The organism is Butyrivibrio sp. AE2015, assembly GCF_000420825.1.
GTDB lineage: Bacteria > Bacillota > Clostridia > Lachnospirales > Lachnospiraceae > Butyrivibrio.
In genome coordinates this window covers 42,583-57,727 of the sequence record NZ_ATVR01000022.1, presented here as the reverse complement: position 1 = coordinate 57,727, position 15,145 = coordinate 42,583, and the positions used below count along the sequence as shown (strand labels likewise).

Here is a 15,145-nt window from a genome sequence, read left to right as displayed (position 1 = left end):
AGAATCGTCCCTCTGTCCACATTTACTTACGCATATACAAAAAGAGAGTACTCTGATGTATGCTAATTGCATTCATCTGAATCCTCTCCCTAATCTACAGATTAAGTTTCTTCATCAATTATTCTATTATTTATTGCGTTTGACAACACATATTTACTATCTTTAAATGGTCAAGATTATCATATATTTTTATTACATATCTTTTTCATTTTGTATCCCTAAACCACTATATGTGGTATAATAACGATATAAGTCATACAAATAGAGGGGGACCTACGCATGAAGAAGATCTACGTACTGGACACCAACGTTTTGATTCAGGCACCACACGCCTTAAAGTGCTTTGATGATAACGAGGTCGTTCTTCCGCTGGTAGTGTTAGAGGAGCTTGACGCCCACAAGAGAGATGAGGGCGAGAGAGGAGCGAATGTACGAGAGGCAATCAGAATTCTCGATCAGCTTCGAGGATCAGGCGATCTGGTTGCAGGTGTAGAGCTTGACAATGGGGGACTTCTTAGAGTTGAAAAGAACTTTAAAGATGTAGAACTCCCTAAGGATATGGCAGATTATAAATCTGATAATCGTATCCTGAAAGTATGTAAGGGCCTAAGTGAGGTATCCAAGGTTCAGGTAATTCTTGTAACCAAGGACATTCTGATGAGGATTAAGGCACAGCTCCTTAATATTAAGTCAGAGGACTTCACGACAGAACAGGTTGCGGATCATGGCGAGCAGTACAGCGGACGAATATCTGTTTTTGCGCCGGAAGAAATCTTTAAGGATTTCAAGAAAAAAGGTATTCCAGTTGATAAAGTCTATTGTTGTGATGATGATGGAAATCAATATGCACCTGAGCTGTATGAAAACGAATTTGTTATTGTAAGAGCAGATCAGTCAACTAATAAAACCCAGATGGGCCGTGTGTCTAAAGGCTTTATTAAAAAACTTGAGTTTGAAAAGAGCCAGCCTTACGGAGTTAAACCAAGGAACGCCGGACAATACTTCCTTCAGGAAGCACTTATGCAGCCTGCTGAGGTGGCTCCACTTGTAATTGTAAAGGGCATGGCTGGTACAGCCAAGACATTTTATTCACTTGCTGTAGGTCTTGAAAAGATGATAAACAGACCGACTGGTGAATATCGAAGGATTCTTGTCTGCAGACCAAACTCTCAGTTTGATGATGATATTGGTTTTCTCCCCGGCGATGAACAGGAGAAGATATCACCTCTTATGAGACCGATTATCGACAACCTTGAGCAGCTCATTGACTCCAATGAAGAAGAAAGATATAAGGATGAAAAAGAGCTGCAGGGAAAGACAGATGAGGTCTTTGAAAGAGGAATCGTTCAGTGTGAAGCACTAAACTTCATCAGAGGAAGGTCAATCCTTAAGACCTATCTTATTATTGATGAAGCTCAGAACATGACTCCAACTCAGGCAAAAGGAATCATCACAAGAGCCGGAAAGGACACCAAGATAATTCTTTTAGGTGATCCTAACCAGATAGACAGACCTTTTCTTGATGAGAGGACAAATGGCTTGTCATATGCTTCAGAGCATATGAAAGGAAGTCCTTATGCATGGCAGATATCCCTTTCTGCAGCTGAGTGCGAAAGAAGTAAGCTTGCTATGGATGCTATTGAGAGAATGAAGGACAAGAAGTATTTTTAATTGAATAATGAGCTTGATCTGACTGGCTTATGCGCTTTGCATAAGCCAGTTTTTCTTTCCTTTGTTAATAAGATATGCTAAGATAATGTGGTTTGAGTGTTAGGAGGACTCAAGTTTCGAAAAGTTTAGAAACTTTAGCGCCATGTACCGCGGGGAAGCGGTTAACGAGGATTCGGGAGTATCGAGATTATTCGGCGGATGCCCGGACGTATGCATGAATGCGTAGGCAGATATAAATACCGGAATGATCCGGCAACAAATTAGCTGCTGTCATGCGACTTTTAATAGTGTGGCGGGAGATATTCATTATAGGATGAATATCACCAGATCACTACGTACATTGACAAGAAAGGATTTATATATATGTGTGGAATTATTGGATTTGCAGGACATAAGCCTGCTCAGGACATTCTGCTTGATGGACTTCAGAGACTTGAGTACAGAGGTTATGATAGCGCAGGAATAGCTTTTTTTAAGGATAACGGCTATCATGTTTCCATTAGAAAGACTGCAGGAAAGGTAGGGGATCTTCGCGCTATCTGCGATGATGAGAATTCATCGACTACAGGTATTGGTCATACCAGATGGGCTACTCACGGTGGAGTTACCAATGCCAATGCGCATCCTCATAAGTTTGGTGATGTTACTCTTCTACATAACGGAATCATTGAAAACTATCACGAACTTATAGAGAAGTATGGTCTTAAGGGAGAACTTAAGTCTGAGACTGATACAGAGGTTGCAGCAGCTGTTATCAGCAAAAACTATTCAGGAGATCCAAAGGAAGCTATTAGAAAGGCAGTTAGTGAATTAAAAGGTTCTTTTGCTTTCTGTATTCTGTTTAAAGGCCGCCCGGGAGAAGTGTATGCTGTTCGTAATGTCAGTCCGCTTGTAGCTACGCATACTGATAGTGAAGGTTCTTTTATTGCATCGGACCTTACGGCGTTTATTTCATTTACCAATAGCTACTTTGTAGTACCTGAGTACCATATCCTTACACTAAAGGATGAGAGTATCACGCTAGAGGATATGGAAGGAAATGTAGTAGAGCCGGAGTACCTTACAGTTGATTGGGATGTATCAACAGCTCAGAAGGACGGGTATCCTCACTATATGATAAAAGAGATCCATGAGCAGCCAAGAGCTCTTGCAGATACTATCAATCCTCGTGTTAAGGACCTTCTTCCTGATTTTGAAGATGACAATATTCCGGATTCACTTTTTGAAGGTGTGCACGATATCACTATTATTGCCTGTGGAACAGCTATGTATGCAGGTAATGTGGGACGTACACTTATTCAGAATAAGTTTGGGATTCCTGTTACGGTTGCTATCGCATCGGAGTTTAGATACGAAAGACCTACTATAGATGCAAACACTCTTGTTATCGTTGTATCACAGTCAGGTGAGACAATAGATACACTTGAGGCTCTGCGTCTTGCCAAGAAGTATACAGAAAGAACACTTGCTGTTGTTAATGTTAAGGGCTCAACAATTGCTCATGAGAGTGGCTATGTCCTGTATACACATGCTGGTCCAGAGATTGCAGTTGCATCTACCAAGGCTTATTCCGTTCAGGTTGCAGCAATGTATCTTATAGGATGTAAGCTTGGCCTTGTAACAGGCAAGGCTACAGAGTCTGAGATCAGAGAGTTTATATCAGGTCTTAAGAATGTTCCTTCTATGATAGAAGAGGTTCTAAAGCTCGAAGACAAAGTAGCAGCTCAGGCTAATCGTATGGCCAATGCTGAGGATACTTTCTTTATTGGAAGAGGTCTTGACTATACTCTTTCTATGGAAGGTGCTCTCAAACTCAAGGAGATCAGTTATATTCACGCTGAAGCATATGCTGCAGGAGAACTCAAACATGGAACAATCTCTCTTATAACAGAGGGAACTCCTGTTATAGCTATCGCGACTCAAAAGGCTGTTTACAGTAAGGTTGTATCTAACATAAGAGAAGTTAAGGCAAGGGGAGCGTATGTTATCCTGATCAGCAAGGATAAAGCAATCACAGATAGTACTGTATGCGATGTTCATATCAGTATACCTGAAGTAAGAGATGAACTGTCTGTATTTGAATCTGTTGTAGTACTTCAGATTCTTGCTTATTACACATCAATAGGTAAGGGCAATAATCCAGATCAGCCTAGAAACCTTGCTAAATCAGTAACAGTAGAATAAAAAGACATATTAAGAAGCCGCTTTATAGTGGCTTCTTTTTATTTAATAGAAGATTCCTTTAAAGCCATCTCCTTTATCAAAAATTAATCAACATTTTATTGACATTATTTTTCAAAAAGGATATTATTTAGAAAAAGAAGTTAGCAAATGCTAACATAAATCATTATAATTTTCCTAATAAAAAAATAAATATTAAATTGTACAAAACCTGTTGTTGACAAAAAATATCAGTTAGAATAAACTAACATTCGGTTAGCAAAAGGTAACAAAAAGGAGTACTGATATGACATTAAATGAAGCTGTACTTGGTCAAGAGTATGTAGTTACTGGTGTAGATACAGGTGATGATGAGGATATGAAGGGTTTTCTCTTTTCACTTGGATGCTATAGCGGAGAGAAGATCACAGTTGTAGATAAGAAGCGTAATCTTGTAGTTGCGATAAAGGATGCGAGATATAACATCGATCCTGAACTTGCAAGCGCTATTTCAATCTGATCATTATCTGAAAAACTGGCATATCAATTTATGCCAGATATTTTTTCGCAGGCTGTTAGCCATAAGTAACTTAGTTTGCTCGGATTCATCGTAAGGTGCGTCCCTGATAAATAAAATACAATTAGTTTATTTCAGGAGGAAAAGAAATGAGAATCGCAATGGCTGGTAATCCAAACAGTGGAAAAACTACCATGTACAATGCTCTCACCGGTCGTAATGAAAAAATAGGTAACTGGGCGGGCGTTACAGTAGACAAAAAGGAGAGTCCTATTAAAAAGAGCTTCTATGATGGGGACAAGGAGCTTATCGCTGTAGACCTTCCTGGTGCGTATTCAATGTCACCATTTACATCAGAGGAGAGTATCACAAGCGGTTACGTTAAAAATGAGCATCCTGATGCAATCATAAACATTGTTGATGCAACAAATCTTAGCAGAAGCCTGTTCTTCACAACACAGCTTCTTGAGCTTGGTATTCCTGTTGTAGTTGCACTTAACAAGACAGATTCCAATGATAAAAAAGGAAACAAAGTTGATGCCAAGGCTTTATCAGAAAAGCTTGGCTGTCCTGTAATAAATACAGTTGCAACATCAGAAACGGGTCTTAAGGAAGTTGTTAAGGCTGCTGCTGAACTTGAGGGAAAAGGACAGAAGGCAGCATATTCAGAAGGAAATATCGACCTTTCTAATAAGGCTGAAGTTGAAGAAGCTGACAGAAAGCGTTTTGATTTTGTAAATAAGATCGTAGCAGATGTTGAAAACCGTAAAGTTCTTACAAAAGATAAGAATATTGGCGATACAATTGATAATATTATTACTCATCCGGTTATCGGAATCGTAGTTTTTGCTGCTATTATGTGGCTTGTATTCTATATCTCACAGACAACAGTAGGCACATGGCTTGCAGATATCCTTGCAGGATGGATTGAAAGCTTCCAGGGATGGGTTGGAGATGCTATGGCAGATGCTAATCCACTTCTCTATGCGCTTCTTGTTGATGGTATTATCGGTGGTGTTGGTGCCGTTGTTGGTTTCCTTCCACTTGTTATGGTTATGTACTTCCTCATCGCTCTTTTAGAGGACTGCGGATATATGTCAAGAGCAACAGTAGTTCTTGATCCTATTTTCAAGAGAGTAGGTCTTTCAGGTAAGTCTGTAATTCCTATGATCATCGGTACAGGTTGTGGTATCCCTGCTATCATGGCATGCAGAACAATCAGAAATGAGAGAGAAAGACGTGCAACAGCTATGCTCGCAACTTTCATGCCATGTGGAGCTAAGCTTCCTGTTATTGCTCTTTTTGCAGGTGCATTCTTCCCTGAATCAAAATGGGTTAGCTTCATCTGCTACATGGGTGGTATCCTCCTTATCCTTTTAGGAGCACTTCTCATCAAGGCTGTTACAGGTATGAAGTACAGAAAGTCATTCTTCATCATTGAGCTTCCTGAGTACAAGGTTCCAAGTCTTACATTTGCACTTAAGTCAATGCTTGAAAGAGGTAAGGCTTATATCGTTAAAGCTGGAACAGTTATCTTAGTATGTAACACAGTAGTTCAGATTATGCAGACATTTGACTTCTCATTCCAGCCTGTTGAAGAGGGAATGGAGAGCACATCAATCCTTGCAGGCGTAGCAGGTCCATTTGCTTACCTTCTCGTACCTGTAGTTGGTATCGTAAGCTGGCAGCTTGCTGCAGCAGCTATCACAGGCTTTATTGCAAAAGAGAACGTTGTAGGAACAATCGCTACAGTTTATGCTATCTCTAACCTCATTGATACAGAGGAACTTGAGCTTATCGGTGAAGGAAATGCAGTAGCAGCAGTTATGGGAATAACAAAGGTTGCAGCACTTGCATATCTTATGTTTAACTTATATACACCACCATGTTTCGCAGCACTTGGTGCTATGAACTCAGAAATGAAGTCTGCTAAGTGGCTTTGGGGTGCGATCGGACTCCAGCTTGCAACAGGATTTACAGTTGGATTCCTTGTATACCAGATTGGTACACTTATCACAACAGGTTCTGTTGGAACAGGCTTTGTAGGCGGACTTGTTGCAGTAGCAGTATTTGCAGCAATCATTGTATTTATTATCAAGAGAAACCAGAAGCAGATGGTACTTGAGTACAAGCTTGGTTGATATTTAGAAGTCATAAGTAATTGTTAGTTAGGAGTTATCATGATAGATATTTTAATCTCGATTATAATCATACTTTGTGTTGGACTTGCCGTTTTTTATATCTATAAGGAAAAGAAAAAGGGCACACAGTGCATAGGATGTCCAATGGCGGGAAACTGCAGCAAAGCAAAAGTATGTAGCTCTTTAACAAAAAAACAATGATCAGATGTCTAGTGTCTTGTCAGGCAGATAAGGCACTAGATTTGTATTAGTATCTGTTGGAGGTAACAGTTTGAACGTTTCCAATATAATAATTATTTTGGTTATTTCTGTGATTCTTTTCTTCGCTGTCAGAGGAACGGTCCAGCATATGAAGGGAGAGGGATCATGCTGTGGAGGCCCCAAAGAAAAAGCTCCCAAAAAGAAAATAGCCGGAAGGCCTTTGTCCAAACTTAAAGTGACGATAGAGGGTATGCACTGTGATAACTGTAAGAACAGGGTTGAAAGAAAACTTGATGAGCTGGATGGGGTAGTGGCAAAAGTTAAGTTATCCCAAAAGGCAGCATATGTTTCTTTATACAAGGAGATTCCTGAAAGCCTTATTTGTGACACCATAACTAAGGCTGGCTATGAAGTTATAAGTGTGGAGGCACTATAAGGAGGGGAAACAGTAGTATGAGCAGTGAACAGGTTATAGACAGACTTAAACAAAACGGATGCCGTATTACCAAACAGAGGAAACTGATAGTTGATGTTATTATGGGAAATGACCATTCTTCCTGTAAAGATATATATTATAAAGTCATGGCAAAGGACAACAGCGTAGGAATGGCTACTGTCTACAGAATGATCCGGGTACTTGAAGATATTGGAGTGATAAACAGGATCGATATGATCGAGATCAATAATGAAAACAGAGGATAACAGGTATTTTGCCTGTTATTCTTTTTTTGGTTATAATGCTACGTATGAATAACAGCTATAGAGAAATCAATTATAAATTAAAAATAGAAGATGGAGCTATGAGAGCAGGCGATATAATGCGTGAAAGATTAAAGCTCTCAAGCAGGGAAGTAACAAGATGCAAGCTCTTTGAAGACGGCGTTATGTGTGAAGGAAAGGCTGTCAGGATCATTGATGAAATAAGGCCCGGGCAGGAGCTTGTAGTCAGGATTTATGAAGATACAGACAATGCTTCAGAAATTGTTCCTAGTGATGATCCAATAGATATAGTCTATGAAGATGAAGACATTGTTGTAGTTAATAAGCAGGGTAATGTGGTTGTTCATCCTTCATACTGCCATTTTACCGATTCACTGAGCAATGCACTAATGGGCTATTATAACAGGACAGGTCAGAATCACGTTATAAGAGTGATCGGCAGACTTGACAGGGAAACATCCGGGCTTATTATCTTTGCCAAGAACAGATACAGCGCAGCGCTTCTTTCTGAGCAGTGCCTTGATATGTCCAGGAGAAAAGAGTATCTTGCTCTCTGCGATGGAGTTTTTTCTGAAAAACAAGGAACCATTGATGCTCCAATATGGGAGAATCCCAAGGAAAAGATGGTCAGAGAAGTAAGAGATGACGGGAAAAGAGCTGTCACTCATTACAAGGTTGAAAAACAGTTTGACGATTTTGCACTTGTGAGACTTAAACTTGATACTGGAAGAACCCATCAGATAAGAGTTCACATGTCTTATATAGGGCATCCCTTACTGGGAGACAGTCTCTACGGAAAAGAAATAGCTGATAACCATGGGATGGAGAGGGCGGCTCTTCATGCATGCGAACTTTTATTTATGCAGCCGATTTCAGGACAGGAACTGCGTTTTTTGGCACCAATGCCTGATGATATGAAGATTGTAATAAAAAATGAAGAGTGACCTTTAAGGATCATTCTTCATTTTTTATTTTATTCCTTTTTTGATTATGTCTTTGCCATAGGCAGAAGTGAGTTTCTGTGTCATGGCATCAAGTTTTTTTCGTTTGTCCTCTGATATTGAAGGCTCTTTTACCGATTTTGAGTTCTGTGGCATGATATCTTCAAAGAGATTAAGCTGATGGAAACTGCCATCATCCATTTTACTGACACCGACTCCCACAAGCCTTATAACTTCACCTTTGATGAAAAGGCCGTTATCACCAAGAAGAAGCTTATCAGCAAGTTCTTTTGCATGCTTTAGGATCTTATCAGCATCATTTATGGAGCTTTCAAGTCCCATCTGGCAGGAATGTCTTTTAAAATTCCCTGTTTTTACGCTTACTGTGACAGTTTTACCGTAAACATTATCTCTTTTCAGCCTCCTTGAAACACTCTCAGAGAGCCATTTTAGAATGCCTCCTATATCCTTGTCATAGTTGTCGGCGTTTAGGTCATAGGACAGAGTGGTCTCATTGGAATAGCTCTTGGCATCGTCATATTCGTCAGAAACATTGCTGCTTCCGATTCCGTTGGCGCTTGCGTAAATGTATTTCCCACCGTTTTCACCAAGGATACTGCACAAAAAAGTCAGTTCGCTGTTTGCAGCATCGCCAATAGTTCTGATACCTATGCTCTCAAGCCTTTCTGCAGTGGCTTTGCCGCAACCAAAAAGGTCCCTTATAGGGAGTGGCCACATTTTGGAAGGAATTTCATCAGGAAAAAGAGTGTGTACTCTGTCCGGCTTTTGAAAATCACTGGCCATCTTGGCGAGAAGTTTGTTATTGGAGATGCCGACATTTACAGTAAATCCAAGGCTGTTTTTTACCTCATCCTTTATGGCATAGGCAATTGACAGTGGAAATGGGTGTTCACTCGTTTCTAAATGCCTGTAAAGATTCCTTGTACCCGAGAAATCAACATATGCCTCATCTACAGAAACCTGCTCCACAAGTGGAGAATACTTTTTTAGAATATCAATAAATGCGTGAGAGTAGCGCCTATAGGTGGTAAAGTCTGAAGGAACCATGACGAGTTTAGGACATTTCTGAAGCGCTTTTATTACTGGCTCACCTGTGACAATTCCATACTTTTTGGCAGGGATTGATTTGGCAGTAATGATGCCATGCCTTGAATTGACATCGCCTCCAACAGCAGAGGGTATTGTCCTAAGATCGATGCTTCCGGGCTCTTCCTCAAGCTTTTTTAAAGCTGACCATGAAAGAAAAGCAGAGTTGACGTCTATGTGAAATATTATTTTTTCATTTTCGGATTGATTAAACTCATTCATAACAATATAATACGCCGAACAAAAGTTCGGCGCAATGATTCTTTTTGTATGTTTTTATTAGTCATTATTCCCAGATATTTGTAGGCTTCTTTTTGTTTTTTACGCCCCACACGACAACAATTATTGCGCATATGACGTTTACGGATACTGCAACTATTGTTTCTTCAACACCAAACCCAACATTGTAGAAAAAACTGTCTGTTGCTGTTGATGCATCTAGTTTGAATAATGAAAACTTGGATACAAGGCCGCTGTTTGGAAGTCCAAAAACAATACTCTGGGTATAGTTCCATGCTGCATGGGCTGCCATTGGCATCCATAAGCTGTCACAATAATAGACCATCACTGAATAGCAGATGCCTACAACAACTATGGAGACAATAGCTAAAGGGCTGACACCAGGATTGCCTAGATGCAAAATGCCAAAAAACAAAGCGTTTACTATAATTGCTACGGCAGGGTGGCGGTAACCTCTTCTAATTCTCTGATAGAGAAAGCCTCTGCATAGAAGCTCTTCTGCTGATGACTGTATAAATACTGCTATGAAAATGCCCAAAAGTGCAAAGAAATTGGCTCCTGAGAAATAGAGATAAATATCTTTGTGTAAGACAGCAAGAAGAATGCAGAAACCATTCGTGACAAAACCGATCAAAAGGCCAATTCCGAGTTTTTTTAATGTGTTTCCTTTACATTTTTTCCAAACAGCTCCGAATATTGGCCTGTTTGAAGGAATAAGGCACCACAGTAGAATAACTATCCAAATGCCTATGAAGCTGGCGTACATCGCAAGAAAAGCAATATAATCATAATTGGTATCATTGATTATCATTGATGCAGGATAACTGATAATCAGATTTCCTACTGTTTGGCCTAAAACTATAAGAAAATATGCAAGAATGAAAGGAATAAGAATAAAATCATTCAATTTGAAGTTGTCTGTGTGATAGCTTTTGATAAAACTTATAAGTTTGTTTTCTTTTTTCTCCATATGAATTTTCTCCTCATAAAAAATGCTACTACTCACAATTATCGTATATTTGTTATGCATTAGCAAATGATTTATAATAATTTGTGAAGGGGAGAAAAAATGGTAAAGAAAGTAATAAGAATTGTTGCACTAATTATATGTCTGGTCATAATTATTTATGAAGGCGTGATGATCTATGTTGATCAGAAGGAATATCAGGTTGCTTCTGATGAATACGATCACATAAGAAGCGTGGCTGTCGATTATATTCCGGAAGATGAAGCGGAGATAGTCGATTATCCTGTGCTTAATATTAACTTTGACAAGCTTGAAGAGATAAATCCTGACGTCACTGCCTGGATTTATTTTCCTTGTCTTGAAATAAGTTATCCTGTGGTAAAAGAGTCTGAGGTTGACGAATATCTTTACAAGACCTTTGAACTAGAAAAAAATAAAGCGGGTTGTATTTTTGAAGATGTTATGAGTGATGCGGGATTTAAAGGGTATCATGATATTATCTTCGGCCATAACATGAAAGATAAGTCCATGTTTGGCAGGTTAAAGGAACTTTATCAAAAGGAAAATGAATCTCTTCTTGAGAATGATCCATATATTTACATATATACTAAGGACCATGTATATCAGTACAGAGTATTTGCTTATTACATTACCAAAGTTGGAAGTGGTGCTTATTCAGTAGTTTCAAATCTTGATGAGTATAAGGATTTTATTTCTTTTATCCAGACTCATTCAGCATATAAGATTCCATCAGAACTTGATCTTGAAAGTGGAAACAGTATTCTTACACTTTCTACCTGTAGTGGAAGGGCAGGAGGCAGTCAAAGGTTTGTGGTTCATTCATTAAAGGTGAATGGATGGGAAAAATAATTTCAATTCTTGATCAAGCTGATGAATGTTTATTATTGGTTTACAAAAAAAACATTTTGAATTAATTGAATGAGTAATATAGATGCGATATTATTAAATCAGAAACATGGAGTAGTATACACAGGAGAGTGTTTATGAAGAGAATGAATAAGTTGATCGCTTTGGTGGTGGCTGGCGTTCTGACCTGCACATTCATTGCCTGCGGCGCAGTTAAGGAAGGGGCAATCGATGATCAGGCTGCAACCAGAGGTATCCACGAAGGCGAAGGCGAAATATATATTGATGATGAAGCAATTGCTCTTGCAGGATCCGCTGCATCAAGCCAGGCGGCATTAGATGCCTGCACTGCAGTATTTAACCTTATGAATCAGCAGAGAGCAGCGCAGGGGCTTGCAGCACTTGTATGGAGCGACGCTCTTACAGATGCAGCTCAGGTACGTGCTAATGAGATTACAACTTCTTTCTCACACACAAGGCCTGATGGATCAGCATTCTGGACAGTTAACAGTAACGTTCAGTACGGTGAGAATCTTGCAAAGCTCTATCAGTCAGCGGACAGCGTTTATGCAGCATGGATGAATTCACCTACCCATGCCGCAAACATTATGGATAGCGGATACAAAACAGTTGGTATTGCCATCTGCCAGACAGGCGACGGCAGCTGGTACTGGGCACAGGAGTTCGGATATTAAGTGAGTAAAGCTAAAGCGATATGGCATTTGCTAGCAAATGTGCCATATCGCTTTAATTTTACGAATAAACACCGTGTGCGAAGCCGCTCCAGCGAGGAACGAAAGTTCCGAGCCTGGGGCATGGCGTTTTAAAATTAACGATATAGTGGTACAATTATCTCATGAGGGAGGTACACAATTATGTTTGGAAAATCATCAAAGGATATCTATGTAAACAAGGAGACGACTCCAATTTCAGTATCCGGAGCCAACGATAATCCTTACATGCAGGAGTTGCTTAGAAACGAAGAAAAACGTCGTGTAAAACACGGGGATGATATTTACTACAGACAAAACGGATACATTAAATAACTTATCACAAAGAAAAAGGACACTGCGAGGATGATGTTCATCCAGGCAGCTGTCCTTCTTTTTTTACTCTCTTTAGTGCGATACCACGTCACCTTCTGAATATTTCTCATCACAATATTTGCAGCGATAGATCTCATTTTTTTCATCTGCAAGATAAAAAATCTGTGGAAGTTCCTGCTCAATCGAAGAAATGCATCTTGGGTTATGGCATTTGATAACTCCTTCGATCTGTTTTGGAAGTACGAGAGATCTCTTTTCTATGATCTGTCCGTCCTTGATTACATTTACAGTGATGTTGTGATCAATAAAAGCAAGGACATCAAGGTCAAGAGAATCTATATCGCATTCTATCTTCAGAATGTCTTTTTTTCCCATAACTTTACTTTTGGCATTTTTAATTATGGCTACTGTTGAATCAAGTTTATCAAGGCCCAGATGCTTGTAGATCTGCATGCTCTTACCTGCCTGGATATGATCCAGAACAAAGCCTTCTTCAATTTTTCCAATATTTAACATATTTACCTCTTTCTTAGGTCTGATGTTTAAAAGCTTGCTTAGAATTTTCTAAGCAGACCTTCATTCATATGGGCGTCTGTCATGTCAAGCAATGTCAATATGAGTGCCATTCTTACGTACAGTCCATACTGAACCTGCTTGAAATATGCGGCTCTTGGATCTGAATCTATCTCCACTGAAATCTCATTTACACGTGGAAGAGGGTGGAGGATATACATTTTTTCTTTTGCCAGAGCCATCTTAGCTTTATCAAGTATATAGAAGTTCTTTAAGCGGATGTAATCCTCTTCATTAAAGAATCTTTCCTTCTGAACTCTTGTCATGTACAGGAAATCAAGACGAGGCATTACTTCTTCAAGTTTGATAACTTCTTCATATGTTATGCCCTTTGAGTCAAGCATTTCTGTTATGTAATCGGGTACTTTAAGTTCTTTTGGTGAAATGAAAATGAAATGAATGCCGCTGTATCTTGTAAGGGCATTTATAAGAGAATGGACAGTACGACCAAATTTAAGGTCTCCACAAAGTCCGATGGTGAAATTATTAAGTCCGCCGTATAAAGATCTGATAGTTAATAAATCTGTAAGTGTCTGAGTGGGATGTTGGTGACCACCGTCACCTGCATTGATAACAGGAATAAGAGATTTAGAAGCTGCAACCATTGGAGCACCTTCCTTGGGATGACGCATCGCACATATATCTGCGAAACAGGAAATAACTCTTATAGTGTCGGAAACACTTTCGCCCTTGGCGGCTGAAGAATTACCGGCGTCTGCAAAGCCCAGGCACTTACCTCCAAGTCGTAACATTGCAGTTTCAAAACTAAGTCTTGTTCTGGTACTTGGTTCGTAGAAACAGGTGGCTAATATCTTGCCGTCGCACATATGCGCGTATTTGTCCATGTTTCTTTCGATGTCACCAGCAACATCGAACAGAGCCTCTAGCTCGTCAACCGAGAAATCTAGAGGATTCATCATGTGTCGCAAATTATTCATACCGTCTCCTCATTTATATATATTGTTAATCGTTCCTGCTTAATAGATAACAAATAAAGAAGCAGGAGCAGATCCATCCAAAGGCATATGATACATCACATCGTCCTGTCCGTAAACCTTAAAATATATAAAACGTGATGTTAAATTTAAACTGTTGACGATTCCCTCGTAAAGATCAACTTTCCCTGAACCGTCAAGTGCACATCTGCGAAGGGCAGGGGAATCTGCATTGGAATATGAGTAGTAAATGAACTGATCATTCATAGTAAAACAATCAATCCTGTCTGAGGTAATAAGCTCAGTTTCGCCAGAATAAAGATTGGTTCTCCAAAGACTGTAATTGGAAGCTGCATTTAAATAATAGATATAGCCGCCCCAAGCGACAGGGAACCAGAGGCTGCCCTGGATCACATCTGTTGTGGAATCACCGCTTTGTGTATACATAGCATGAATATTGTGGTCGTTTGTTACCCCGGTGTAATAGATGACCCCGTTGTCATAACATACAGGTGAGATCATTTCAGGTGCAACAAGAGCTTTATTCTTTTTATCTACACGGATTTTATTTATAGAACCGCCATCTGTTTTTACCTGATAGTACAGATATTCACCACATAGAGCAAGTTCACCGCAGAAATCGCGCAAAAGACATGTCTGATTACCACCATCTATCTTGCATCTGTAGATTCCGTACTGATTGGTTGCATTTCCAAGTCCGCTGACACCCTTACCGATAGAAGTTGAATCCATGTAAAAATATAAGAGTCCATTTGCTCCATTGATGTATTTTACGCCCATGCTTGTTAGGCGCTTTGGTTTGGATTCATCAAGTTCCATTGAATAAAGGCAATTGTTGTCATAAGGGTTTGAGAAATATACTTTGCCATCCATTTCAAAAAAATATCCGTTGTTATGGAGATTTCCCGCTGAATTGCCGGAATCAGAAGCAGACATAGGAATTGTGTGCTCGTTGATATATACAGCCACCAGTCCTATGATTAACAGCATAACGATAGAAACAATAAGAATTGCTCTTTTGCTCATGCGTTTCACCCC

Annotated in this window: 16 protein-coding genes; 11 read left to right on the top strand and 5 right to left on the bottom strand. The window is 39.5% G+C overall.

The features are described 5' to 3' along the window. Nucleotides 1-279: 279 nt before the first annotated feature. The 8 genes from G585_RS0111210 (at nucleotide 280) to G585_RS0111175 (ending at nucleotide 8,354) form a co-directional block, all read left to right on the top strand. A complete protein-coding gene (locus G585_RS0111210; protein ID WP_022775066.1) occupies nucleotides 280-1,671 on the top strand; it encodes a PhoH family protein in 1,392 nt (463 codons plus the stop codon). A gap of 363 nt (nucleotides 1,672-2,034) precedes the next feature. After that, the gene (glmS, locus tag G585_RS0111205; RefSeq protein WP_022775064.1) at nucleotides 2,035-3,855 is read left to right on the top strand and encodes a glutamine--fructose-6-phosphate transaminase (isomerizing); all 1,821 of its coding nucleotides are present in this window, start codon (nucleotides 2,035-2,037) and stop codon (nucleotides 3,853-3,855) included. A gap of 283 nt (nucleotides 3,856-4,138) precedes the next feature. Then, nucleotides 4,139-4,351 carry a FeoA family protein gene (locus G585_RS0111200; RefSeq protein ID WP_022775063.1) on the top strand — a complete coding sequence of 71 codons (213 nt, stop codon included), beginning with the start codon at nucleotides 4,139-4,141 and terminating at the stop codon, nucleotides 4,349-4,351. A gap of 146 nt (nucleotides 4,352-4,497) precedes the next feature. Next, nucleotides 4,498-6,489, top strand: coding sequence for a ferrous iron transporter B (gene feoB / locus G585_RS0111195; RefSeq protein ID WP_022775061.1), 1,992 nt, complete (start codon nucleotides 4,498-4,500; stop codon nucleotides 6,487-6,489). A gap of 39 nt (nucleotides 6,490-6,528) precedes the next feature. After that, nucleotides 6,529-6,690 (top strand): FeoB-associated Cys-rich membrane protein, encoded by a 162-nt coding sequence (locus G585_RS19385; RefSeq protein WP_022775060.1) that lies wholly within the window; start codon nucleotides 6,529-6,531, stop codon nucleotides 6,688-6,690. Between the two features lie 70 nt (nucleotides 6,691-6,760). Next, nucleotides 6,761-7,126, top strand: a complete 366-nt coding sequence (locus G585_RS0111185; RefSeq protein WP_022775058.1) for a heavy-metal-associated domain-containing protein — start codon at nucleotides 6,761-6,763, stop codon at nucleotides 7,124-7,126. A 17-nt stretch (nucleotides 7,127-7,143) separates the two neighbouring features. Next, nucleotides 7,144-7,392 (top strand): Fur family transcriptional regulator, encoded by a 249-nt coding sequence (locus tag G585_RS17920; RefSeq protein ID WP_022775057.1) that lies wholly within the window; start codon nucleotides 7,144-7,146, stop codon nucleotides 7,390-7,392. 44 nt (nucleotides 7,393-7,436) lie between these two features. Further along, complete coding sequence (locus G585_RS0111175; RefSeq protein ID WP_034482086.1) at nucleotides 7,437-8,354, top strand: RluA family pseudouridine synthase; 918 nt, start codon at nucleotides 7,437-7,439, stop codon at nucleotides 8,352-8,354. A 24-nt stretch (nucleotides 8,355-8,378) separates the two neighbouring features. Here the strand turns inward: G585_RS0111175 and G585_RS0111170 are convergent, their stop codons facing one another. Together G585_RS0111170 and G585_RS0111165 are read right to left on the bottom strand one after the other, a co-directional pair. Beyond that, entirely contained in the window at nucleotides 8,379-9,680 is a 1,302-nt protein-coding gene (locus G585_RS0111170; protein WP_022775054.1) for a DNA polymerase Y family protein, read from the bottom strand. 64 nt (nucleotides 9,681-9,744) lie between these two features. Next, a complete protein-coding gene (locus G585_RS0111165; RefSeq protein ID WP_022775053.1) occupies nucleotides 9,745-10,668 on the bottom strand; it encodes a CPBP family intramembrane glutamic endopeptidase in 924 nt (307 codons plus the stop codon). 99 nt (nucleotides 10,669-10,767) lie between these two features. On the opposite strand from G585_RS0111165, the gene G585_RS0111160 reads away from it, so the two are divergent. The 3 genes from G585_RS0111160 to G585_RS19550 all read left to right on the top strand — a co-directional run bounded on the left by G585_RS0111160 (nucleotide 10,768) and on the right by G585_RS19550 (nucleotide 12,578). Then, a complete protein-coding gene (locus G585_RS0111160; RefSeq protein ID WP_022775052.1) occupies nucleotides 10,768-11,535 on the top strand; it encodes a class B sortase in 768 nt (255 codons plus the stop codon). Nucleotides 11,536-11,669: 134 nt separating this feature from the next. After that, nucleotides 11,670-12,227 carry a CAP domain-containing protein gene (locus G585_RS0111155; protein ID WP_022775050.1) on the top strand — a complete coding sequence of 186 codons (558 nt, stop codon included), beginning with the start codon at nucleotides 11,670-11,672 and terminating at the stop codon, nucleotides 12,225-12,227. Between the two features lie 180 nt (nucleotides 12,228-12,407). Further along, complete coding sequence (locus tag G585_RS19550) at nucleotides 12,408-12,578, top strand: hypothetical protein (protein ID WP_022775049.1); 171 nt, start codon at nucleotides 12,408-12,410, stop codon at nucleotides 12,576-12,578. 72 nt (nucleotides 12,579-12,650) lie between these two features. Here the strand turns inward: G585_RS19550 and G585_RS0111145 are convergent, their stop codons facing one another. From G585_RS0111145 to G585_RS0111135, 3 genes are read right to left on the bottom strand one after another with little or no spacing between them, the layout of a single operon-like run. Beyond that, a complete protein-coding gene (locus tag G585_RS0111145) occupies nucleotides 12,651-13,094 on the bottom strand; it encodes an aspartate carbamoyltransferase regulatory subunit (RefSeq protein WP_022775048.1) in 444 nt (147 codons plus the stop codon). Between the two features lie 38 nt (nucleotides 13,095-13,132). Continuing rightward, entirely contained in the window at nucleotides 13,133-14,080 is a 948-nt protein-coding gene (gene pyrB / locus G585_RS0111140; protein WP_034482079.1) for an aspartate carbamoyltransferase, read from the bottom strand. A 48-nt stretch (nucleotides 14,081-14,128) separates the two neighbouring features. After that, nucleotides 14,129-15,133, bottom strand: coding sequence for a DUF5050 domain-containing protein (locus G585_RS0111135; protein ID WP_022775045.1), 1,005 nt, complete (start codon nucleotides 15,131-15,133; stop codon nucleotides 14,129-14,131). Nucleotides 15,134-15,145: the final 12 nt, after the last annotated feature.

Coding starts and splice junctions, on each gene's coding strand:
- G585_RS0111210 (WP_022775066.1), top strand. CDS start 280: ATGAAGAAGATCTACGTACTGGACACCAACGTTTTGATTCAGGCACCA.
- glmS (WP_022775064.1), top strand. CDS start 2,035: ATGTGTGGAATTATTGGATTTGCAGGACATAAGCCTGCTCAGGACATT.
- G585_RS0111200 (WP_022775063.1), top strand. CDS start 4,139: ATGACATTAAATGAAGCTGTACTTGGTCAAGAGTATGTAGTTACTGGT.
- feoB (WP_022775061.1), top strand. CDS start 4,498: ATGAGAATCGCAATGGCTGGTAATCCAAACAGTGGAAAAACTACCATG.
- G585_RS19385 (WP_022775060.1), top strand. CDS start 6,529: ATGATAGATATTTTAATCTCGATTATAATCATACTTTGTGTTGGACTT.
- G585_RS17920 (WP_022775057.1), top strand. CDS start 7,144: ATGAGCAGTGAACAGGTTATAGACAGACTTAAACAAAACGGATGCCGT.
- G585_RS0111175 (WP_034482086.1), top strand. CDS start 7,437: ATGAATAACAGCTATAGAGAAATCAATTATAAATTAAAAATAGAAGAT.
- G585_RS0111170 (WP_022775054.1), bottom strand. CDS start 9,680: ATGAATGAGTTTAATCAATCCGAAAATGAAAAAATAATATTTCACATA.
- G585_RS0111165 (WP_022775053.1), bottom strand. CDS start 10,668: ATGGAGAAAAAAGAAAACAAACTTATAAGTTTTATCAAAAGCTATCAC.
- G585_RS0111160 (WP_022775052.1), top strand. CDS start 10,768: ATGGTAAAGAAAGTAATAAGAATTGTTGCACTAATTATATGTCTGGTC.
- G585_RS0111155 (WP_022775050.1), top strand. CDS start 11,670: ATGAAGAGAATGAATAAGTTGATCGCTTTGGTGGTGGCTGGCGTTCTG.
- G585_RS19550 (WP_022775049.1), top strand. CDS start 12,408: ATGTTTGGAAAATCATCAAAGGATATCTATGTAAACAAGGAGACGACT.
- G585_RS0111145 (WP_022775048.1), bottom strand. CDS start 13,094: ATGTTAAATATTGGAAAAATTGAAGAAGGCTTTGTTCTGGATCATATC.
- G585_RS0111135 (WP_022775045.1), bottom strand. CDS start 15,133: ATGAGCAAAAGAGCAATTCTTATTGTTTCTATCGTTATGCTGTTAATC.